Here is a 21,010-nt window from a genome sequence, read left to right on the forward strand (position 1 = left end):
GGCTTGACCCGCGATTGCATCGCCGCGGAGCCAGGCACATGCGCGGTGACTGCATCGCGGGTCAAGCCCGCTCCCACACCCATAGCGAGCCCCGACCACTCCATGCCCGACAATCAGGAAGACCGAAGCCTGACGCTGCTCTACCAGCGTCACCGCAACGAGCTGCTGGCCTTTCTCACCCGTCGGGTGCGCTGCCGGGAGACCGCGCGCGACCTCTTGCAGGACGCCTTCGTGCGCCTGATGCACAGCGAGCGCAGCGAGGTCGGCAACCTGCGCGCCTTCCTCTACCGCATCGCCAGCAACCTGAGCATCGACCACGCGCGCCGCAACCAGGTGCGCGGGGTCAGCGACGAGCAGGCCCTCGACCAGTTGCTCACCGACACCAGCCCCGAGCGCAGCGCCGTGGCCGGCAATACCCTCGACCATCTGGAGCGCCTGATCGACGGCCTGCCCTCGCCCACCCGCGAGGTGTTTCTGCTGGCCCGGGTCGAGCAAATGAGCTACAAGGACATCGCCGCACGCCTGGGCCTGGAGCCCCGCGCCGTGGAGCGCCACCTGAACAAAGCCCTGAGCCACTGCGCGGCCGCCGCCCTGCACGCGCGCCAGCCGAACGAAGCCGAATGACGCCCGATCACTCCCCCAGCGCTGAACGCGAACAGCAGGCCTTGCACTGGTTTACCCGGCGCCGTGCCGATGACCTCACGCCCACTGAACGCGACGCCTTCGACGCCTGGGTGCACGACGCACAGAACGCCGCCGCGCTGGCCGCCGTCGAACGGCTCTGGCAGACCCTGGAGCTGCCCGCCCACCGGGTGCGCAAGGCCGACCGGCACCGCGCCAAGAAAAGCCGTTGGCCGCTGTATGCGGCCGCCGCCAGCCTGCTGCTGGGCGCCGGCCTGAGCTGGTTGCTGGTGCCCTCGCTGCACACCCTGGGCAGCGACTACGCCACCGCCGCCGGCGAGCGCCGCGAGGTGCAACTGGCCGACGGTTCGCGCCTGCGCCTGGACAGCGCCAGCGCGGTGGACATCGACCTCGACGGCGACACCCGCACCGTGCGCCTGCGCCAGGGCCGGGTGTTCGCCGACGTGGTGCACGACGGCAGGCCCTTCGTGGTGGAGGTCGACCAGGCCCGGGTGCAGGTGCTGGGCACGCGCTTTTCGGTCAGCCGTGGCGAGCACGATGACGTGGTGCTGCTCAGCGGCAGCGTCGAGGTCAGCACCGCCAGCCAGCGCCAGCGCCTGAGCCCCGGCCAGCGCCTGACCCTGCACGGCGAACGGCTCGATGCGCCGCAGACGGTGGATGCCGAACGCCTGCTGGCCTGGCGCGACGGTCAGCTGCGGGTGCGCGATGTGCCGTTGCAGCAGGTGCTCGAACAGCTGGCCACCTACAAGGGCACCCGCCTGGTGCTGCTCAACGAGGCCGCCGGCCAGCGACGGGTCAGCGGCAGCTTCAACCTGGACCAGGCCGACAGCGCCCTCGATGCCCTGCTCAGCAGCCAGAAACTGCGTGCCGATGCCGTGTTGGGGCACTGGCTGATCGTGCGCTGAAAATATTTTGCCGACGGCGCGGTAATTCCCGTTTCTGCTGCGTCACACCCCCAACATAAGAAGCATTACCATTTGCACCTTCTTGGGGGAGGAACCATGCAGTACCCACGTGACGTCGCATTCACCCGTCGACCCTTGGCCAGCGCGATTCTGGCCGCCAGCCTGCTGGCGTTGCTGCCAGGCGCCGCCGTGCAGGCCGCCGAGGCCACTCAGGCCCAAACGCAACGCATCGATTTCCATATCTCGACGCAGTCGCTGGTCGATGCCATCGAGCTGTTCAGCGCGCAAAGCGGCTACCAGGTGATCTATGACGCCAACCAGGTAGCGGGCATCGTGTCCCCCGAGGTGCAGGGCCAGTACACCGCCGAACAGGCGCTGCGCACCCTCACCGGCAGCAGCGCACGGCTGAGCCAGCCCAACCCCAACAGCTTCCTGATCGAGCTGCCGGTGGATCTGGGCAGCGGCCTGCAACTGGATGCCGTGAGCATTTCGGGCAAGGCGCCAGGCTCGACCACCGAAGGCACCGGGCTGTACACCACCTACTCCTCCAGCAGTTCGACGCGCCTGAACCTCACGCCCAGGGAAACCCCGCAGGCGCTGACCGTGATGACCCGCCAGCGCCTGGACGACCAGCGCCTGAGCACCCTGACCGATACCCTGGAAGCCACCCCGGGCATCATCGTCACCCGTGACGGCCTGGGCGCCGAGAGCGACAGCTACTATTCGCGCGGCTTCGTGATCCAGAACTACGAAGTGGACGGCGTGCCTACCACCACGCGCATGGACAACTACACCCAGAGCATGGCGATGTACGACCGGGTGGAGATCGTGCGCGGCGCCAGCGGCCTGATCAGCGGCATGGGCAGCCCGTCGGCGACCATCAACCTGATCCGCAAGCGCCCCACCTACGAGGGCCAGGCCAGCATCACCGGCTCGGCCGGCACCTGGGACCGCTACGGCAGCGGCTTCGACGTGTCCGGCCCGCTGACCGAAAGCGGCAACGTGCGCGGCCGCCTGGTGGCCGACTACAAGACCGAAAAGGCCTGGGTCGACCGCTACAAGCAGGACACCCAGCTGCTGTACGGCATCACCGAATTCGACCTGAGCGAAGACACCCTGCTGACCCTGGGCTTGAGCTACCTGCGCACCGACGTCGACTCGCCGCTGCGCAGCGGCCTGCCCACCCGGTTCAGCAACGGTGAGCGCAGCAACCTCAGCCGCTCGATCAACAGCGCACCCACCTGGTCGTACAACGACCACGAACAGACCAGCTACTTCGCCTCGGTGGAGCAGCAACTGGGCAACGGCTGGAGCGGCAAGCTCGAGTACAGCCACTCGGAAAACAAGTTCGATGAGCTGTTCGGCTTCGTCATGGGCGATCTGAACCCGAACGGCAGCGGCATGAGCCAGCTGCCGGTGCGCTTCTCGGGCACCCCGCGCCAGGACAACCTGGACCTTTACGTGACCGGCCCGTTCAGCCTGTTCGAGCGCGAGCACGAACTGATCGGCGGCGTGACCCTGTCGCAGTTCAGCCAGAGCGTGCCCGAGTGGGGCGGCTGGCGCTACGACTACAACGCCACCCCGGGTGCGTCGATCGACAACATCTTCGACTGGGACGGCAAGCAGCCCAAGCCGGCGTTTACCGAAAGCGGCAAGTCGTCACAGGAAGAAAACCAGTACGCCGCCTACCTCACCACCCGCCTGCACCTGAACGACGACCTGAACCTGATCCTGGGCAGCCGCCTGATCGACTGGGAGCGCAAGACCGAGGACCGCCCCTATGGCGCGGCCAGCAGCAACACCGACCGCAAGGAAACCGGCGTGTTCATCCCCTATGCCGGGGTGGTGTACGACCTGAACGACACCTGGTCGCTGTATGCCAGCTACACCAAGATCTTCAACCCGCAGGGGTCGTGGGTGCAGGACGCGCAATTCAAGCCCATCGACCCGATGCAGGGCATCGGCTACGAGATGGGCATCAAGGGCAGTCACTTCGACGGCAAGCTGAACTCCAGCGTGGCGGTGTTCAAGCTCGAACAGGACAACCTGGCGATCTGGCAGCACGACAACGTGTACGAGGCCAAGCAGGACACCACCTCCAAAGGCATAGAGATGGAGATCAACGGCGAACTGGCCGAGGGTTGGCAGGCGTCGGCGGGGTATGCCTATACCCTGACCACCGACAACCAGGACGAGCGCATCAACACCGTGCTGCCGCGTCACAGCCTCAAGACCTTCACCAGCTATCGCCTGCCCGGGGTGCTGGACAAGGTGACCGTGGGCGGTGGCGTGAACTGGCAGAGCAAGGTGGGCAACGACCTGCACACCTTCACCCAGGGCAGCTATGCCATCGCCAACCTGATGGCGCGCTACGACATCAACGAGCACCTGGAAGCCTCGGTGAACCTGAACAACCTGTTCGACCGCGAGTACTACAGCATGGCCGGCCTGTACGGCACCTACGGCGCACCACGCAACGTGATGACCAACTTCACCTACAGGTTCTGAGGGGTTTTTGGCTAAGCGGTTGATCGGGCGTTAAATTTTTTGAAATTGGGTGTTGACACAACATCGTTTCGAGCGAATAATGCGCGCCACTTGGCTACATAGCTCAGTTGGTTAGAGCATAGCATTCATAATGCTGGGGTCCGGGGTTCAAGTCCCTGTGTAGCCACCAAGTACTAAAAAGGGCTTACCGAAAGGTAGGCCCTTTTTTCATGTCTGAAGAAAAGTGCCGGCCGCTTCGCCGGCAAGGCCGGACCCTGCACGCCCGCAGGAGCCGGCCTGATCCTTTCAGAGCGACCAGCGCAACGTCAGCATCGCATTGCGGGGGTCACCGTAGAAGTTGCCGCCATACACCGTGTTGGTGGCAATGCTCTGGTAGTACCTGGTGTCGAACACGTTGTTCACGTTCAGGCGCACGTCCAGGTGCTCGGAGGCCTTGTAGCTGAGCATCAGGTCGACCAAGGTGTAGGCATCCTGCTCGATGCGGTAGGTGCTGTCGGTGGCGTACCAGTTGTCACCCTTGTTGTAGATCGCATTCTGCCGGTACACCCCGCCGCCGACCTTCCAGCGCTCGAGCTCGCCCGGCAGCTGGTAGGTGGTGAACGCCTTGAATACGTGCCGCGGGATGTCGGTGTCGAACAGCCGTCCCTCGTTGGCCGGGTCGCCGTCCTTCACGTACTTGACCTGGGCGAAGGTGTAGCCCGCGCCCAGCTCCCAGCCCGGCAGCACGGTGCCGTTCACTTCCAGCTCGATACCCTCGCTGCGCAGCTTGCCCGCCGCCTCGGAGCAGCTGGGCACCAGGTCGGAGCACTGGTAGCGCTCCAGGGTCTTGGCGCGATTCTCCTGGTCGATGCGAAACACCGCGGCACTGGCATTCAATGCGCCGTCGAAGTACTCGCCCTTGATCCCCACCTCGTAGTTCTTGCCCTCGATGGGCTTGAGTTCGCTGCCGCTGGCGTCCTGCTCGGACTGCGGCTTGAAGATGTCGGTGTAGCTCACGTACACCGAATGGCGCGCATCCAGGTCGTAGATCACCCCGGCGTAGCGGGTCAGGTTGCGCGTGACGCTCACGTTGACAGGCTTGCCCAGGCGCGTGCCGTTGCGGGTCTGGGATTCGCTGTCGTACCAGTCCAGGCGCCCGCCCACGATCAGCTTCAGGTCGTCGGCCAGGTTGAAGCGCGACGTGACGTAGGTGCCGGTCTGCGAGGTTTCGCGGTCCTGGTGCCAGTAGTTCAGGTCCAGGCGACGCTTGGGCAGGCTGCCGGGGTCCCAGGCATGGATGTTCATGCCGATCAGGTCGTCGCTGTAGTTGCCCTTGCCCTCGAAGGTCAGCTCGCGGCGGCTGGCCCCGACTACCAGTTCGTGTGTACGCCCCAGCAACTGGTACGGCCCGGTGGCATAGGCGTCATAGCTGCTCTGCTCGTCGTCGTAGTGATACTGCCCCAGGTACTGGCCGAACACCTCGCCCTCATCGCCCATGCGCTCGGTCATGCTGCCGAGCATCTTGAGCTTCGACCAGGTGCGGCTGGCCGCCAGCAGCAGCTTCCAGTCGTTGTCCAGGCGATAGTCCAGGCGGCTGAACAGGGTGGTGTTGTCCTGGTCCCAGTATTCCCAGTCGTTGCCCAGGTAGGTGGAGCGCGAAAGGTGCAGGTCGCTGCCGTCGATGCCAGTGGGCAGGCCGCCCCAGGTGGAGGTGTTGTTGACGCTCTGGTTCGACAGCCCCAGGGTGAAGGTGCTGTTGTCGCTCAGGTCGGCCTCGCCGATGGCATAGAACACCGAGCGCTCGGTATCGGCCACGTCCTGGAAGCTGTTGCGGGTCTGGTAGGCGGTGACCATCCGGCCGCGCAGGGTGCCGCTGTCGTTGAGCGCGCCGGAGCCGTCGACCTCGGTGCGGTAGTTGTCCCAGCTGCCGGCACTGCCGGTGATGCTCAGGCGCGGGTCGGCCGTGGGGCGCTTGCGCACCATGTTGATCGCTGCCGACGGCGTGCCCGAGCCCTGCATCAGGCCGGTGGCGCCGCGCACCACCTCGACGTGGTCGTAGATCGCCATGTCGGGCGTGGAGTTCATGTCCCGCGAGAGGTAATGCGACAGGTCGTTGGAGAGCCCGTCGTTCATCAGGTTCTCGACGGTGAAGCCGCGGGCGTAGAAGGTCGGGCGCTGCGGGCCGTCCTTGGTCATGGACATGCCGGGGGTGTTCTTGAGCACATCTTCCAGGCTCTGCATGTCCTGGTCGTCCATGCGCTGGCGGGTGATCACACTCACCGACTGCGGGGTTTCGCGGATGCTCAGGGGCAGCTTGGTGGCCGTCTGCATCGGCCCGGTGGTGTAGGAGCCGGTACCCTCGGTGGTGCTCCCCAGCACCTGCCCGTTGATACTGGTGGCGCCCAGCTCCACCGCGCCGTTGGCCGCCGGCAGCGCCACCAGCACGTAGCCGTCGCTGCTGGCCTGGGCCTGCAGGCCGTGGCCGTACAGCAGCGCGGCGAAGCCGTCCTGCAGGGCATAGTTGCCCTGCAGCCCGGCGCTGGACAGGTTGGCGACCTGGCCGGCATTGAACGAAATGGCCACCCCCGACTCGCGGGCATAACGGCTCAGCACGTCGCCCAGCGCCCCGGCCGGGATGGCATAGCGCTGCACCTGCTGTTGCGCATGCGCCGGCTGCAGGGCCAGCAGCGGCAGCGTGCCGAGGGCTAGATGAACCGCCAGCGCCAGGGCGCGGCTGGGCTTGAGGGGCTTGTGTGAAGGCATGTTCCCGACTCTCCGATGTATTGGCTAATACAAGGACGCACAGGTAACGGGAACTGGAAGCGTTTGATAAGGATTTCTATTCAAGAGTGACTCGCGTGACCCACGGGGTGTAGTGCTGCACCCGGATCGGGAAGCTGCGCGCCAGCAGGCGCAACGCCCGCTCGCTGTCGTCGGCGGGCAACACGGCGGTCACGTTCAGGTGCGCCAGCGCCTTGGCATCGAACAGCAGGTAGCCGCCGTGGTTGCGTGCCAGGCGCTCCAGCACCTCGCCCAGCGGCTGCTCCTTGACCATCATCTGGTGGCTGGCCCAGGCCTGCTCCAGCCCGGCGGCGTCGACCGCCTGGAGTGGCTGGATGCCAGTGGCGTCGAAGCGCACCTGCTGGCCGGCGCTGACCGTGCGGCTGCTGCCGGCGCTCTTGACCTCGGTGCTCGACTCGAGCATGGCCAGGCGTGTGCTGTGCTCGCTGCGCTCGACCATGAAGCGGGTGCCCAGGGCACGGATGCTGCCGTGTTCGGTAACCACGCGGAACGGGCGACTGGCGTCCTTGGCCACATCCAGCAGGATCTCGCCGCTGAGCAGGCGCAGGGTGCGCGATTGGGCGTCGAACTGCAGGTCGACCGCCGACCGGCCATCCAGGCTGATGCGGCTGCCGTCCGGCAATTGCTGTGTAGTCCACTGGCCGCTGCCGGTACGGATATCGGCCATCAGATAAGCCGGTGGATAGTGCTGCAGCACCAGGCCGGCCGGCAGCAGCAGGCCCAGGCTGATTGCCAGCGCCTTGAGCGCGCGCTTGCCACGGGGTTGCGGCGCAATGCGCTTGAGCGCCGCGCGGGCCGGCGCACGGGGCAGTTCACGCAGGGGCGCGAGGCTGCCCTGCAACTGGCGCACGGCCTCCAGGTGCTGCGGGTCGCTGGCCAGCCATGCCTCGAAGGCCTGCTGATCGCCGGCACTGGCGCTGTCGTCCAGGCGCACCAGCCATTCGGCAGCCTTGCGCAGGGTGGCCGCAGGCAGGTTCACAGGGCAGGATCTGTGGCAGCGTGGCAGTGCAGCAGGGCCTGCACCAGGTGGTTCTGCACCGTCTTGGTCGAGACGTTCAGGCGTGCGGCGATCTCGGCATGGCTGAGCCCTTCGAGGTGACGCAGGATGAACACTTCGCGGGCACGCACGCTCATCAGGTCGAGGGCGCGGGCGATGTGCTCCAGGGCCTGGAGGGCGGCCAGCATCTGCTCGGGAGAAGGTGCCTGGTCGAGGTACTCGACGTGCCGGGCGAGCGCTTCGCGGTAGGCCTGTTCGAGCTTCTGCCGGCGCCCGCGGTCGATCAGCAGACGCCGCGCCACGGTAGCCAGGAACGCCCGCGGCTCGCGCGGGGCCACATAGCTGCCGGCGCTGAGCAGGCGCATGAAAGTGTCCTGGGCCGTGTCGGCAGCGTTGTGCGGGCAGTCCAGGCGTTGGCGCAGCCACACCAGCAGCCAGCCGTGGTAGCCCTTGTACAACGAAGCGAGACTGTCGGCGGGTGGGGTGGCTTTCATGTCGGCGGCACTAAATGAGAATGGTTATATCTTATGGCGCCGCTGGTGGGAGATGCAATGGCGGGATCGGTGGTGCGCCTTTCGCTGGCTAGCCAGCGCAGCGGCCAGGCGCTCAGCGCACATTCACGAACACCACCGCCACCCCCAGGCCGATCAACGCCACCCCGATCACCCGGTCCACCATGCGCTGGCGGCGCAGCATCGCCTGGCGCAACGCCTCCCGCGAAAAGAACAGCGCCACCAGGCTGAACCACACCCAATGCGCCAGCGACATGAACGCCCCATAGGCAAAGTTGAGCCCCAGCGAGGCCCCCGGCTGCACCACCTGGCTGTACGCGCTGACCACGAACAGCATGGTCTTGGGGTTCAGCGCATTGGTCAGAAAGCCCGATGCGAACGCCCCCCATGCACCGCGCCCCGTCACCCCCGCCGCGCCCTCCAGGGCCACCGGCGCACGAGTGCGCAGCGACCGATACCCCAGGTAGATCAGGTACCCTGCCCCCACCACCTTCATGGCCATGAACAGCCCCGGCGACTGGCTGATCAGCACTGCCACCCCCAGCACCGTGTACACCACATGCACCTGCACGCCGCAGGCAATCCCCAGGGCGGCGAGCAATCCGCTGCGCCTGCCAAACGCATAGCTGCTGCGTGTCACCATGGCAAAGTCCGCCCCCGGGCTGATCACCGCCAATACGGTAATCAAGGCCACCGCCAGCAATTCACCCACCCGCCGATACTCCATGAAATGACGCAGATGATTCTGCGCAGCGCCATTATCGAAAGCTTCAGCACGGCAAAAAAGCGATTTATAGTGGCGCAAATCCGCTAGTTTTCCTCACACATATGAAACTGCCCGCCCTCGCCGCCTTTCGCTATTTCGACGTCGCCGCCCAGACCGAAAGCTTCGTGCGCGCCGCTCAGCAGCTCAACGTCACCCACGGTGCGGTGAGCCGTCAGGTGCGTCTGCTGGAAGAATCCCTGGGGGTGCAGTTGTTCGAGCGGCGCAACCGCGCCATTTTCCTCACGCCGGCCGGGCGCGCCCTGCACGACACCACCCTGTCGGTGTTCGAGCAGTTGCACGCCAGCGTGCAACGCCTGCAGCAGGCCCGCGACAACGTGCTGGTGCTGTCATGCGAGCCGACCATCGCGATGAAGTGGCTGATCCCGCGGCTGCCGGCTTTCCATGCCGCGCACCCGGACATCCAGTTGCACCTGGTGGCCGCCGGCGGGCCGGTGGACTTTGCCCGCAGCGGCATCGACCTGGCGCTGCGCCGCGACGACTTCCACTGGGATGCCAGCCTGCACAGCCTCAAGCTCTGCAACGAGGCAGTAGGGCCGGTGTGTCGCGCCGACCTGGCACTGCCCGACAAGGGCTTTGCCGGTACCCGCCTGCTGCACAGCGCCACCCGTCCCGACGCCTGGAAGCACTGGCTGCGCCTGAGCGGCCAGTCGGCCAGGGGCAGCAGCCGCGCCGGCTACGAACACTTCTACCTGTGCATCCAGGCAGCCCTGGCCGGGCTGGGCGTGGCGCTGGCCTCGCGCATGATGGTGCAGGACGAGCTCGACAGCGGGCAGTTGGTGGCACCCTACGGGTTCACCGAGGACGGTTCGGCCTACTACCTGCTGAGCCCCGAGCCCTTCGCTGCCGGCACGGCGCAGCGGCGCTTTGCCGACTGGCTCACGGGCTCTTGAACAGGCTGCGCAAAAACGCCAGCAAGCCGCCCAGGGTGGCGATCGCCGCCAGCCAGCTGACGGCGGGCAAGCCCAGCCACACCGGCCCGGCAGCGGCGATCTGCGGGCCGAAGGCAATCACCAGCGCACTGATCAGCAACGCCAGCGACAGCCGCGTCGAGGCCAGGCGCAACGAACGCTCCAGGCGCTCCAGCCCCGGCACATCGACGCGCATCTCCAGCACACCATGCTTGAAGCGGTTCACCAGCAGCCGCGTCAGCTGCGGCAATTCGCCGAGCAGGCCGCGTCCCAGTTCCAGGCCATCGAGCCCCAGGCGCCTGGCAATCTTCCAGCTCAGCTGCGCCTTGAGCTGAGCCCTGATCGCCGGTCTGGCGGTGGCCACCAGGTCCAGTTGCGGGTCCAGCCGGGTCAGTACGCCGTCGGCGGTCACCAGGGCCTTGAACAGCACCAGCAGGTCGGGCGGCAGCAGCAGGCGGTATTCGCGCATCAGCCCCAGAAAATCCTCGATCAGCGCGCCCATCTTCAGCGCCTTGCCGCCGTGACGCGCCATGTACTCGCCGGCCGCCTGCTCGATGGCGGGCATGTTGCGCACGCCGTCGTCGTTCCAGTCCACCAGCACCGTCACCAGTGCATCGCTGTTGCCCTCTGTCAGGGCGCGCATGAACGTCATCACCTCCAGCCGACGGCGCTCGCCAAGGCGCCCGACCATGCCGAAGTCGATGAAGCCCACGCGGTTGTCGTCCATGGCCTTGAGGTTGCCCGGGTGCGGGTCGCCATGGAACAGCCCGTCCTCCAGCAGCATCTTGATGAACGCGGCGGCGCCGCGGCTGGCTAGCAGGCTCGGGTCCAGGCCCTGCTCGATCAGCGCCTCGCGCTCCAGCGGGGTATGGCTGGGCAGGTACTGCTGCACCAGCAGCCGCTCGCTGCTGTGGGCCCAGTAGATGCGCGGAATGACGATGTGCGGCTGGCTGGCGAAATTGGCCGCCACCGCGTCGCAGTGGCTGCCTTCCTGGGTGAAGTCCAGCTCTTCGAGCATGGCCCGGGCCAGTTGCCGCACCATCTTGCGCGGCTGGTAGTCGGCCAGGGCGGTGTTTTGCTCGACCAGTTGCGCAACGCTTTCGAGCAGTTGCAGGTCGGCGGTCATCTTGCGCCGCAGCCCCGGACGCTGAACCTTGACCACCACCTCCTCGCCCCCGAGCAGGCGTGCCCGATACACCTGGGCCATGGACGCCGCCGCCAGCGGGGTGGTGTCGAACTCGGCGAATACCTGGTCCAGTTCGGCGCCCAGGTCTTCGAGCACCTGGGCCTGCAGCTGCGCCCAGGGCAAGGTAGCGGCGCTGCTGTGCAGGGCCTGCAACTCGTCGATCCATGCCGCCGGCAATATGTCGCTGCGGCTGGAGAGGATCTGCCCGAGCTTGACGAAGGTCGGGCCCAGCGCCTCCAGCGCCCGCCGCACGCGTTGCGGGGTGCCTTCGTCGGCGGGCAGGCCGGCCACCGTTTCGGCCTCCCCCAGCAGCCTGCCCAGCCCCAGGCGGAACAGCACGTCCTGGGCGCCGAAGTTGGCCAGCACCACGACAATCTCGCGCACACGCTGATGATGCTTGAGCGCAGTCCAGGTCGATTCGAGCATGGGGCGATTCCTCGGGGCGGGTTGATGTGCAGGGGGTGAACTACTTCCGTACCTTGCGGGGCCCAGGAGTTCCTCGCCCCGCCATCGCCGAGCTGTTCAGGAGCTGGGCGCCAGGCGCGGGCAAAACGACGAGTCGGCACTTAGGTCGCCGCCCCAGGTGCGGTAGCCGGCGGTGTCGATATGGATGCGCCCCGACGGGTAGCGGCCAAGCCCCATGTTCCAGGCCTGGCCCTGGGTCTGCCAGAACTCGCACAATGGTCGCGGATCGGCCCACGCCGGCAGCAGCAGGTCGACCGCGAAGGCGCGGGTATGCGCACTGTCGCGGGCACCACCGGCGCAGCGGTTGAGGGTGGGGTTGCGATAGGCCGAGACCACTTCGTAGGTTTTCAGGCGCTGCTGCTCGCCCAGGGTCTTGAGCAACTGCAGGGTCGAGCGTACCGCCGGCCACTGGTCGGGCGGCGCCACGGCGAACGGCTCGGCGTTGCACAGACGCCAGTCGCTGGCCGAGCGCAGCAGCTGGTACAACGGCACTACCCCATACAGCCGCGCCTGCACCAGCATTTCGCGAAACGCGCGCGTATCGTGGCTGCCCGTCCACTGCGCGAACGACCACAGGTCGCGCTCGTCGGCATGGGCCGGCAACACGCTCAACAGCCCGGCGAACAGTGCAATGCCCGGATACCCCTTCATGGTCCTGCCCCCTTCCCCTCGTCCTGAGAACTACCCCAGTATGGCAAGCCTTCCGCACATCGGGAGTTCATCGACAAGGAGTTGAACATGCGTACACCTTTTGCCCTGGGCCTGATCGCCCTTGCCGCCAGCAGCGCCGTGCTGGCCGACGCCCGCGTACCGCTGGGCGATGCGCAGCGCGTGACCCGCCTATTCGCCTACCCCAACAACTGCGGGGTGATCTGCTTTCGCGACTGGTCGCTGGAGCGCACCGTGGAGCACTACCTGACCCAGAGCGTGCAGCGCGATGGCTACCCGACCGCCACGGTGACGGTGCGTCGCGAGCACGACCAGCTGCATGCCGACATCAGCGGCGTACCGACCACCTACGCGGCCCCGCTCAAGGCCCTGCTCGACAGCGGCGAACTGGCCTATGCAGGTGCCGACCGGCTCAATCGCGAGGGCAAGTGGGCGTACAACTGGGCGTTGTTCCTGCCGTTGGGCATGGCCCTGGAGAACCGGCGCAGCATCGAGCTGCTGCACTTTCCGCCGGACTACTCGCTGACCCAGGCCCAGGACTACCTGCGCTCCAACACCACCGACCGCTGGGCCCAGCTGCTGACCTTCAACGGCGTGCCGGCGCAACACACCCCGGCCTACCAGACCATCGTGGACATCGCGCCGATTGCCGCGCCAGCCAGTGCCGGCAAGGACCTAGAAGGGGTGTACGGGTATTTCACCGACTACCAGGTGCGCATGGTCAGGGACATGACCGCGGCCACTGACGGCGCCAGCCTGCCGATGGTGGCGTTCGGTGCGCCGGTGCGCAGCTGGGTGCAGCAGCAGTACGGGCCAGAGGTGAAGGTACTGGGGCTGGTGAGCATCAGCCCGGTGCCTGGGCGCAACGTGCCGGTGCTGGGCGCGAATCACCCGAGCGCGATCTGGTACGCCGCCGACCCGAAGAACAACGACAACGACCCGGACAAGGCCGATGCGGCCGGTTTGCGGATGATGGGGCAGGACTTGAGCGCGGCGTGCTGGCAGGCGGGAATGGGGCGCAACCCGAAGGCTGATGCAAGTGCCACGCTGGGGGCATGCACGCAAAAATGGCAGGTGAAGGAGAAGAAGCAGGCCTGCGGGCTGTTTTTCCGCACGGTACGCCAGATGACGCCGGAGCAGGCCCATGCCAAGTGCAATACGGGGGTTATGACGCGGGCGTTACGCAACCTGTAGGAGCCGGCGTTGCCGGCGAAGGCCGCACCACGGACAGGTAGAGCGGCCTTCGCCAGCCAGGCTGGCTCCTGCAACAGCCAATGGGCGGTCAGTCCTGCGGACGCAACCGGTACTGCGGCGGCAGCTGCTCGAACCCGCTGATGGTGGTGTTCAGGCTTTTCCACAGGCCATCCTTGATCCCGTAGATGCACCCATGGATCGACAGGCTCTGCCCGCGATGCCAGGCGTTCTGCACGATGCTGGTGTGCCCCACGTTCGCCACCTGCTGGATCACGTTCAGCTCGCACAGGCGGTCGACCTGCTCTTCCTCGGTCGCCAGCTTGGACAATTCCACACGATGCTCGTAGTACACGTCGCGAATCGCCCGAAGCCAGCCGTCGATCAGGCCCAGCTGACGATCCTGCATCGAGGCCCGCACGCCGCCGCAACCGTAGTGCCCGGTCACCAGGATGTGCTTGACCTTGAGTACGTCCACCGCGTATTGGATCACCGACAGGCAGTTGAGGTCGGTGTGCAGCACCACGTTCGCCACGTTGCGGTGCACGAACAGGTCGCCCGGCAGCATGCCGACGATCTCGTTGGCCGGCACCCGCGCATCCGAACAGCCGATCCAGAGGAATTCCGGAGTCTGCTGACGCGCCAGCTTGGCGAAGAAGTCCGGATCTTCCTGCTTGATCGCATCGGCCCAGCGCGCGTTGTTATCAATCAGTTCTTGTAGATCGTGCATGGTCAAGCCTCATGGGAATGCGCATGTGTGACTGGCGCCACCCCGTTCGGGTCACGCCTTTGAATCTTCCCGCCAGTGGCCGGTCCACCCCTTACAGGCCACCCGCAGGAGAATAGACATGACCGAATCACATCGCCCGCCGCATGCCCCGGAACCCGCACCGATCGATACCATTGAGGACCAGATGGGCTCGGTGCAGCCGCTGGACTTCGATCAAGACCCACCGGTGACCGACACGCACTACGACCCCAGCGACGATGACCTGACGCCCGAAACCCTGATCCCCGAAGACGGCGCCCGCTCAGCCGATGAAGTCGGCGGCGACCACCCGGCCGACTGGGACCTGAGCGTAGTCGACGAAGATGACATTGGCGGCGGCAACGGCCTGGACGAGGCCGAACTGGCGCGCCGCGACCCGCTGGACGGCAAGCGCGAGCGCTGAAGGGTTATTCTTCGAACAGCGTGCAGGCCATCACCAGCGCATCTTCGCGGCCACCCGCCACCGGGTAGTAGTCGCGTCGTCGGCCGATCTCGTTGAAGCCGAAGCGCTCGTACAGGCGATACGCCGACTGGTTGCTGGCGCGCACTTCGAGGAAGCACTCGCGGCCGTTGCTGGCGTAGGCGCGCTTCATCAGCTCTTCGAGCAGGCGCAGGCCCAGGCCACGGCCCTGGCTTTCGGGCTTGACGGTGATGTTGAGCAGGTGCGCCTCGTCGATGATCACGTTGATCACGCCGTGGCCCACCTGCTGCTGGCCTTCGAACATCAGCCAGATTTCGTAGTTCTTCAGCCCGTCGAGAAAGATCCCCCGGGTCCACGGGTGGCTGAAGGCGGCGTATTCGATCTTCAGCACGGCATCCAGATCCGCCTCGGTCATGCGGCGAAAACTGATGTTGTCACTCATTGCGTGGTTTCCAGCGCGCCATCAGCCGGCGCATGGCTTGCCAGACGTGCGCCTTGCGGGCGGGCTCGTCCATCAACAGTTCAAGGCCAGGCAAGGCCCAGCAGTTGCCCAGGCCCTCCACCGGCAATTCGCGGTAGTACGCCTGCTCGTCGGCTTCACCGGCAAAGCGCACCGCCGGCAGGCCGACCAGCCACAGACAGTTGCAGGGCGCCTCTTCAAGGCGGGCCTGGATGAAACCCTGGACAAAATCACGCGCCGCCAGCGGGCCCTGGTCGAGAGTGCCGCGCACCAGCAACGGCCAGCGTACCGGCTCGCCGATGATCTGCGGGCTGTCGGGCAGGCCGGCGGCGCGCAGCATGTCCTTGAGCAGCAGGTAGGACGGGTCGCGGCTCTGGAATGGCTGACCGGTGACCAGCTCCACCAGCACCAGGCAATCGCCGGCACGCAGCAACTGCAAGGCAAAGCGGGGCGGCGGTACCAGCGCTGGCTTGACCACGGCGGCGGTTTCTTCGGCATCGAGCACCGGCTTGCTGGCCGGCTTGGCGCTGACCGTCGGTCGCGGAATCTCGATTTTTGGCCGCTCGGCCGGCTTGGCAGCCGGTGCAGACGCCTTGGCCACCACTGCCGGCAGCACCACCGGCGCCTCGACCAGCGGTTCGGGTACCCGCAGCAGCTCGGGGCGCGATGGCGCGGCGAACGGCAGTTCGGCACGCGGCAGCCAGTGCACCACTTGCATGGCGTTCAGGTAGGCGCGGCGGCGGGACTCGGTAAGCAAAGGGCGGCCATCTGTGGATAAGTCGGGGCGAGCATTCTACCGCCGTTACGCCGCCGTTGCAGGCACAAAACCGCCCGACAACACCGGCAAACGATCAGGGGGTGAATCGATCCCCCCCTGATGCAGTACAATCGGCGCTTTTACTTGGCAGCGAGTCGACCCGCCAATGATCGAACCCAAGCGCGTCCTGCGCGCCCTAGCCGAACACTGGGCCCTGCTCGAGCCGTTGTGCGAGCGCTTCGACGGGGGCACCCTGAGCCTGGCCGAGCTGCGCGGGCAACTGGCCGCACAACAGCTCGACAGTACGCCCCAGGACATCACCAACCTGCTGGACGTGTGGATTCGCCTGGACATCCTGGTCCCGGTGGCCAAGAGCCCGAACCGCTTCGAGCTCAACGCCCAGATCCACGACTTCCTGGCCTACCTGCGGCGCGAGCACCGCCTGGGCCTGTGCCTGGAGATCGAAGCCTACCTGCGCCACCTCGAACGACTGGCCGGGCATATCCAGGACGCCTTCGACATCCGCGACGGCAACGACCTGGCGCGCCAGCTGCGTCTGCTCGACATGCGCGTGCGTGACGTGCTGAAAAAACTCGACAACGACGAGCAGGCGCTGGTGGCGGTGGCCGAGCGGGCCAAGACCAGCGACCGGCAGATCCCGCTGCGCCAGCGCTACGCCGAAGTGCTGGCCACCTGGGACGAATACGTCGAGCCGATGATCCAGCTGGTGAACGCCGACGGCGCCTTCGAACAGGGCGTGCGCAAGGTCGAGACCGTGCTGCTGCGCCTGCTGGGCGAGCAGGCGCGACTGGGCCACCTGGTCGATGACGACATGCTGCTGCGCACCCACGCGCGCATCCTCGAGATGCAGACCAGCGCCCAGCTGACCCTGCGCCACGCCCGCGAGCTGCTGCTGCCGCTGCGTGAAGAGGCACGCCGGCACAACGCCGTGACCCGTGGCGCCGCACTGGCGCTGTCGGTGATCCGGCGCAAGGGCATCGACGCCGTGCCGCAGGCGGCCATGCCGCTGTTCACCCGCCCGCAGAGCACCTTCCTCGGCAGCGCCAGCCAGGTCGAGGCCTACGTGTATGCCCTGGCCCGCTTCGAAGCCAAGCCGGCGCAGTTCCCCAAGGCGCACAAGAGCCACAAGGGCGCCGCGCCGCGTGCACCGCGCACGGTCAAGGAAATGCTCGAGCGCTGCGAAGACGCCCTGCCGCTGCCCGACCTGATGGTGTGGCTGCTGGAGCAGGAGCCCGAAGGCGCCACCGACGAACTGCTGTACTGGTTCTCGCGCCTGTCGCGGGAAAAACGCTTTACCCGCGCGCGCCTGGAGCGCCGCGAGTACACCACTCAGGAACACCTGGTCAGCCTGCGCTCGTTCGCCCTGACTTCAAGCCGCGAACCGTCGCCCGAGCCTACTGCGAGCCCTACCCATGCATCTTGATCTTTCCGAACTGTCCCAGCTCGCACCGATCTTCCGCGAGCTGTTCAAGGGCTTCCACATCAGCCGGCGCGACCCGGAGCTGTACGCCCAGCTGTCGAACTTCCAGGACCAGTACCGCGGCCTGTTCAAGGCCCTGGGCTTCGAACTGGTGTGCGACACCCGCGGCTTCTACTACTTCGTGCCGGAACTGGCTGCTGCCCAGGTCAACAAGACCGCCCAGCGCCTGTCGCTGTTCACCTTCATCCTGGTGGAGCACCTGGCCGACCAGGGCCGCGACCCGATGTCGGTGCTCGACGGCGGCAGCCTGGGGCGCGACGAGCTGCCCTCGCTGCTGGAAAAGTACCGCGACCTGTTCCTGCAGGCCGAGGTGCAGACCCCCGACGAGCTGGAAGAGAAGATCATGCGCCGCATGACCCAGCTCGGCTTTGCCAGCGAAGACAACGGCATCTACCGCTTCCTGCCGCCGATGCACCGCTTCCTCGACGTGTGCCTGTCGGTGCAGCAGGACCGCGACCTGGCCGCCAGCCTGCACAGTGCCCTGCCGCTGCCGACCCCGGTGCTGGTGGTGGAAGAAACCCCTGAAGAGCTGAACAGGACCGACGACCCGCTCGACCTGAGCCCGTTCGAGGAAAGCGAAGAAGACGCCTTGGCCCGTGCCATTGCCCAAGAGCAACAGGAGATTGACGCATGAGCCAGGACCGCTACGGCATTCGCCGCTTTGCATTGCTCAACACCGCCGGCTACAGCCTGGGCCTGTTCCCGCTGGAGCACCCGCTGTCGGTGTACGGCGCCAACAACCTGGGCAAGAGTGCGTCGATCAACGCCCTGCAGTTCCCGATCCTGGCGCGCATGTCGGACATGAGCTTCGGCAAGTACAGCCTGGAGCAGTCACGCCGCTTCTACTTCGCCAGCGACACCAGCTACATCCTCTGCGAGGTCAACCTGCCCCACGGCCCGCACGTGATCGGCGTGGTCGGGCGCGGCCCTGGCGGCGGCTTCGGCCACCAGTTCTTCGCCTATGCCGGCGAGCTGGACCTGGGCCACTACCAGAAGAACGACACCTGCCTGCGCCAGAAGGAGCTGTTCACCAACCTGGAGCGCAACGGCCTGAAAGCCTACGAGCTCAAGCCCGACGAACTGCGCCGGCTGCTGGTGGGCGGGCACACCTCGGTGCCGCTGGACCTGACCCTGATTCCGCTGCGCTCCACCAGCGAGCAGAGCCTGAAGACCTTCCGCGCCCTGTTCATCAACCTGCTGCACATGCGCGAGATTACCGCGGCCAAGCTCAAGCAGCTGTTCCTCGATGCGTTCGAGCACAGCCTGCGCTCGGGCAGCGTCGACTACATCGCCGCCTGCGAAGAAGCCTTCCGCGACGTGCGGCGCATGGAACAGGACTACAACTCGCTGGTAGCCGCCGGCCCGCTGGTCGAGGCCCTGGCCAATGGCGTGGCCCAGCGCGACATCCTGCGCGGCAAGCTGCACCGCCTGTCACCGCTGCTCGACCAGTTGCTCGGCACCTGGCAGGACTACGCCGGCGCACGCAAGGAAGAACTGGTGCTGCAGGCCGAGCACTACAGCCACGAGCAGGACGCGCTGCAGAACAACCAGCGCGGCGGCACCCAGGAGCTGATGCGCCTGGAACGCGAAATGACCGGTATCCAGCGCTGGCTGGGCGAACTGTCGGTGCTCAAGCACCGCTTCGCACTGGTGGATGACGTCAAGGTGCTGGAGCAGCAGCTGCTGGCCGCCAAGGACGCCCACGACGAACTGGCCGGTGCCCTGGCGCAGTCGCGCCAGTTCAGCGCCGAGGACCTGGAAGAGCGCCTGCGCGACCTGGAGAAACGCCTGAAGTCGGTCAAGCAGCAGCTCGACCATGCCGACAACAACAGCTATGCACGCCTGCGCGAAGAGTTCTCGCAGCAGGACGTCGAGCGCCTGATGCGCCTGTTCAACGGGGCGCTGTTCAGCCTGCCGCTGGGCGAGCGCGGCATCGAGCTGGATGACAGCGACGTGTGGGTCAAGTCTCTGGAAGCGGTACTCGACGGCTTCAAGGGCGAGCGCTTCGAGGCGCCGGGGCTGTCCATCGACCTCAGCCATATCGAGCCGCCGGCCTTGCAGGCCCTGGCCGACCGCGCCGCGCTGCGCGACCAGAAGGAGCGCCTGGAAAAAGAGCTCAAGCAGCTCAAGACCCAGCAGGCCGTGGCCGCCGACCGCGCCGCGAGCAAGACCCAGACCGAAGCGCTGTACCAGCAGGTGCTGGATGCGCAAAAGGCCCTGGAAGACTACCGCCGTACCCAGACCCTGTCGGCCGAGGAAGGCGACAAGCTGGAGCAGCTGGCGCAGATGGAGGCGGCCCAGGACGAGCTCAAGCGCTCCAGCGACGCGTTCACCGAGCGCGTGCAGCAACTGTCGGCCAAGCTGCAACTGGTCGGTCGCCAGATCGCCGACATGGAGGCCAAGCAGCGCACCCTCGACGACGCCCTGCGCCGTCGCCAGCTGCTGCCGGCCGACCTGCCGTTCGGCACGCCGTTCATGGACCCGGTCGACGACTCCATGGACAACCTGCTGCCGCTGCTCAACGACTACCAGGACAGCTGGCAGGGCCTGCTGCGGGTGGATGGCCAGATCGAGGCGCTGTACGCCCAGGTACGCCTCAAGGGCGTGGCCAAGTTCGACAGCGAAGACGACATGGAGCGCCGCCTGCAGCTGCTGATCAACGCCTATGCGCACCGTACCGACGAAGCCCTGACCCTGGGCAAGGCGCGGCGCGCGGCGGTGACCGACATCGCGCGTACCCTGCGCAACATCCGCAGCGACTACGACAGCCTCGAGCACCAGCTGGCACTGTTCAACCGCGAGATCAACAAGCGCCAGGTATCCAACCTGCAGAGCTTTCGCATCGTGCTGGCGCCGAACAAGGAAGCGCTCAAGCACATCGACCAGATCATCCACAGTGCCGGCCAGTACGAGGAAGGCGAGACCCTGTCGGTGTTCGACCTGAGCCAGAGCGCCGAGCAGGACAACAAGAACGAAGAGGCCAAGGAGTACCTGGCGCGGCTGGTGGCAGCCAACCACAACCAGCTGGGCCTGAAGGACCTGTTCGAGCTGGCGTTCGAGATCACCAAGGTGGGCGGCCAGCCGATCATCCATACCGACATCGATGGCGCGGCCTCCAACGGCACCACCATGACCATCAAGGCGCTGACCAACATGTACCTGTTGCTGCACCTGATGGACCGCGACCAGGCCGGGCGCGTGCGCCTGCCGTACTACCTGGACGAGGCGGCCGACATCGACGAACGCAACCAGGCGGCATTGCTGGAGACCAGCCTGCAGTTGGGCTTCGTGCCGATTCTGGCGAGCGTGAAGCCGCAGGTATCGGCGCACGTTGCAATCGACCTGGAGGGCGGTAGCGGGCCGAACGGGATCTACATCGACGAGGCGGACTGGAAGTACATCAGCCGTCGCGATCAGGTGAAGGTCGAGGTGCGGGAAGTGGAGGTTGAGCCGGCGTCGATCTGACGGCCTTGGGGGCCCTTTGGGCCCCATCGCGGGTCAAGCCCGCTCCCACAGAGGGCACCATTGAACCTGTGGGAGCGGGCTTGACC

The 21,010-nt window shown here is 66.4% G+C and carries 18 protein-coding genes and 1 tRNA gene; 10 read left to right on the top strand and 9 right to left on the bottom strand.

Translation table 11 applies throughout. The features are described 5' to 3' along the window. Positions 1-102: 102 nt before the first annotated feature. From QMX96_RS24220 to QMX96_RS24235, 4 genes are all read left to right on the top strand, one after another. Positions 103-624 (top strand): sigma-70 family RNA polymerase sigma factor, encoded by a 522-nt coding sequence (locus QMX96_RS24220; protein ID WP_054916253.1) that lies wholly within the window; start codon positions 103-105, stop codon positions 622-624. Then, the gene (locus tag QMX96_RS24225; RefSeq protein WP_282362596.1) at positions 621-1,547 is read left to right on the top strand and encodes a FecR domain-containing protein; all 927 of its coding nucleotides are present in this window, start codon (positions 621-623) and stop codon (positions 1,545-1,547) included. The genes QMX96_RS24220 and QMX96_RS24225 overlap by 4 nt, the downstream gene beginning before the upstream one ends. Positions 1,548-1,643: 96 nt before the next feature. After that, complete coding sequence (locus tag QMX96_RS24230; RefSeq protein WP_282362597.1) at positions 1,644-4,055, top strand: TonB-dependent receptor; 2,412 nt, start codon at positions 1,644-1,646, stop codon at positions 4,053-4,055. Positions 4,056-4,147: 92 nt separating this feature from the next. After that, positions 4,148-4,224 (top strand) — tRNA-Met (locus QMX96_RS24235). A 116-nt stretch (positions 4,225-4,340) separates the two neighbouring features. On the opposite strand, the gene QMX96_RS24240 is transcribed toward QMX96_RS24235, so the two are convergent. The 4 genes from QMX96_RS24240 to QMX96_RS24255 all read right to left on the bottom strand — a co-directional run bounded on the left by QMX96_RS24240 (position 4,341) and on the right by QMX96_RS24255 (position 9,057). After that, positions 4,341-6,797 carry a TonB-dependent receptor gene (locus QMX96_RS24240; protein WP_282362598.1) on the bottom strand — a complete coding sequence of 819 codons (2,457 nt, stop codon included), beginning with the start codon at positions 6,795-6,797 and terminating at the stop codon, positions 4,341-4,343. A 76-nt stretch (positions 6,798-6,873) separates the two neighbouring features. After that, positions 6,874-7,815 carry a FecR family protein gene (locus QMX96_RS24245; RefSeq protein WP_052504321.1) on the bottom strand — a complete coding sequence of 314 codons (942 nt, stop codon included), beginning with the start codon at positions 7,813-7,815 and terminating at the stop codon, positions 6,874-6,876. Next, the gene (locus QMX96_RS24250) at positions 7,812-8,327 is read right to left on the bottom strand and encodes a sigma-70 family RNA polymerase sigma factor (RefSeq protein WP_043864306.1); all 516 of its coding nucleotides are present in this window, start codon (positions 8,325-8,327) and stop codon (positions 7,812-7,814) included. Before QMX96_RS24250 ends, QMX96_RS24245 begins: the two co-directional genes overlap by 4 nt. 112 nt (positions 8,328-8,439) lie before the next feature. Further along, complete coding sequence (locus tag QMX96_RS24255; protein ID WP_078481780.1) at positions 8,440-9,057, bottom strand: LysE family translocator; 618 nt, start codon at positions 9,055-9,057, stop codon at positions 8,440-8,442. A 116-nt stretch (positions 9,058-9,173) separates the two neighbouring features. Here QMX96_RS24255 and QMX96_RS24260 point away from each other — a divergent pair, with 116 nt between their 5' ends. Further along, a complete protein-coding gene (locus QMX96_RS24260; protein ID WP_043859822.1) occupies positions 9,174-10,022 on the top strand; it encodes a LysR substrate-binding domain-containing protein in 849 nt (282 codons plus the stop codon). On the opposite strand, the gene QMX96_RS24265 is transcribed toward QMX96_RS24260, so the two are convergent. Further along, complete coding sequence (locus QMX96_RS24265) at positions 10,009-11,652, bottom strand: AarF/UbiB family protein (RefSeq protein ID WP_078481778.1); 1,644 nt, start codon at positions 11,650-11,652, stop codon at positions 10,009-10,011. The two genes, QMX96_RS24260 and QMX96_RS24265, sit on opposite strands and share 14 nt — an antisense overlap. A gap of 96 nt (positions 11,653-11,748) precedes the next feature. Beyond that, on the bottom strand, positions 11,749-12,342 hold the full coding sequence (locus tag QMX96_RS24270; RefSeq protein WP_104572259.1) for a D-Ala-D-Ala carboxypeptidase family metallohydrolase: 594 nt from the start codon (positions 12,340-12,342) through the stop codon (positions 11,749-11,751). An 87-nt stretch (positions 12,343-12,429) separates the two neighbouring features. Here QMX96_RS24270 and QMX96_RS24275 point away from each other — a divergent pair, with 87 nt between their 5' ends. Beyond that, positions 12,430-13,554: a hypothetical protein gene (locus QMX96_RS24275; protein WP_282362599.1), complete on the top strand. Its 1,125-nt coding sequence runs from the start codon at positions 12,430-12,432 to the stop codon at positions 13,552-13,554. A gap of 88 nt (positions 13,555-13,642) precedes the next feature. Here the strand turns inward: QMX96_RS24275 and can are convergent, their stop codons facing one another. Then, positions 13,643-14,281, bottom strand: coding sequence for a carbonate dehydratase (gene can / locus QMX96_RS24280; protein WP_043859818.1), 639 nt, complete (start codon positions 14,279-14,281; stop codon positions 13,643-13,645). Between the two features lie 118 nt (positions 14,282-14,399). Between can and QMX96_RS24285 the strand changes: the two genes are divergently transcribed. Further along, complete coding sequence (locus QMX96_RS24285) at positions 14,400-14,723, top strand: hypothetical protein (protein ID WP_054916260.1); 324 nt, start codon at positions 14,400-14,402, stop codon at positions 14,721-14,723. A gap of 4 nt (positions 14,724-14,727) precedes the next feature. Here QMX96_RS24285 and rimI read toward each other — a convergent pair whose 3' ends face one another. Beyond that, positions 14,728-15,183 carry a ribosomal protein S18-alanine N-acetyltransferase gene (gene rimI / locus QMX96_RS24290; RefSeq protein WP_043859816.1) on the bottom strand — a complete coding sequence of 152 codons (456 nt, stop codon included), beginning with the start codon at positions 15,181-15,183 and terminating at the stop codon, positions 14,728-14,730. Continuing rightward, positions 15,176-15,958, bottom strand: a complete 783-nt coding sequence (locus QMX96_RS24295; RefSeq protein WP_282362600.1) for an energy transducer TonB — start codon at positions 15,956-15,958, stop codon at positions 15,176-15,178. Before QMX96_RS24295 ends, rimI begins: the two co-directional genes overlap by 8 nt. Before the next feature lie 166 nt (positions 15,959-16,124). Between QMX96_RS24295 and mksB the strand changes: the two genes are divergently transcribed. Genes mksB through mksF form a run of 3 tightly spaced genes read left to right on the top strand, consistent with a single transcriptional unit; the run spans position 16,125 to position 20,924 of the window. Further along, positions 16,125-17,402, top strand: a complete 1,278-nt coding sequence (mksB, locus tag QMX96_RS24300) for an Mks condensin complex protein MksB (RefSeq protein WP_043859814.1) — start codon at positions 16,125-16,127, stop codon at positions 17,400-17,402. Next, a complete protein-coding gene (gene mksE, locus QMX96_RS24305) occupies positions 17,392-18,093 on the top strand; it encodes an Mks condensin complex protein MksE (RefSeq protein ID WP_043859813.1) in 702 nt (233 codons plus the stop codon). The genes mksB and mksE overlap by 11 nt, the downstream gene beginning before the upstream one ends. After that, positions 18,090-20,924, top strand: coding sequence for an Mks condensin complex protein MksF (mksF, locus tag QMX96_RS24310; RefSeq protein ID WP_054916262.1), 2,835 nt, complete (start codon positions 18,090-18,092; stop codon positions 20,922-20,924). Before mksE ends, mksF begins: the two co-directional genes overlap by 4 nt. Positions 20,925-21,010 lie beyond the last annotated feature (86 nt).

It is taken from the genome of Pseudomonas sp. PS01300 (genome assembly GCF_029960155.1).
Lineage (GTDB): Bacteria > Pseudomonadota > Gammaproteobacteria > Pseudomonadales > Pseudomonadaceae > Aquipseudomonas > Aquipseudomonas palmensis.

Excerpts from the sequence above, each read along its gene's own strand:
- QMX96_RS24250 (WP_043864306.1), bottom strand. The coding sequence starts at position 8,327 with ATGAAAGCCACCCCACCCGCCGACAGTCTCGCTTCGTTGTACAAGGGC.
- mksE (WP_043859813.1), top strand. The coding sequence starts at position 17,392 with ATGCATCTTGATCTTTCCGAACTGTCCCAGCTCGCACCGATCTTCCGC.
- mksB (WP_043859814.1), top strand. The coding sequence starts at position 16,125 with ATGATCGAACCCAAGCGCGTCCTGCGCGCCCTAGCCGAACACTGGGCC.
- QMX96_RS24220 (WP_054916253.1), top strand. The coding sequence starts at position 103 with ATGCCCGACAATCAGGAAGACCGAAGCCTGACGCTGCTCTACCAGCGT.
- rimI (WP_043859816.1), bottom strand. The coding sequence starts at position 15,183 with ATGAGTGACAACATCAGTTTTCGCCGCATGACCGAGGCGGATCTGGAT.
- QMX96_RS24275 (WP_282362599.1), top strand. The coding sequence starts at position 12,430 with ATGCGTACACCTTTTGCCCTGGGCCTGATCGCCCTTGCCGCCAGCAGC.
- QMX96_RS24270 (WP_104572259.1), bottom strand. The coding sequence starts at position 12,342 with ATGAAGGGGTATCCGGGCATTGCACTGTTCGCCGGGCTGTTGAGCGTG.
- QMX96_RS24225 (WP_282362596.1), top strand. The coding sequence starts at position 621 with ATGACGCCCGATCACTCCCCCAGCGCTGAACGCGAACAGCAGGCCTTG.
- QMX96_RS24240 (WP_282362598.1), bottom strand. The coding sequence starts at position 6,797 with ATGCCTTCACACAAGCCCCTCAAGCCCAGCCGCGCCCTGGCGCTGGCG.
- QMX96_RS24260 (WP_043859822.1), top strand. The coding sequence starts at position 9,174 with ATGAAACTGCCCGCCCTCGCCGCCTTTCGCTATTTCGACGTCGCCGCC.
- can (WP_043859818.1), bottom strand. The coding sequence starts at position 14,281 with ATGCACGATCTACAAGAACTGATTGATAACAACGCGCGCTGGGCCGAT.
- QMX96_RS24285 (WP_054916260.1), top strand. The coding sequence starts at position 14,400 with ATGACCGAATCACATCGCCCGCCGCATGCCCCGGAACCCGCACCGATC.
- mksF (WP_054916262.1), top strand. The coding sequence starts at position 18,090 with ATGAGCCAGGACCGCTACGGCATTCGCCGCTTTGCATTGCTCAACACC.
- QMX96_RS24230 (WP_282362597.1), top strand. The coding sequence starts at position 1,644 with ATGCAGTACCCACGTGACGTCGCATTCACCCGTCGACCCTTGGCCAGC.
- QMX96_RS24265 (WP_078481778.1), bottom strand. The coding sequence starts at position 11,652 with ATGCTCGAATCGACCTGGACTGCGCTCAAGCATCATCAGCGTGTGCGC.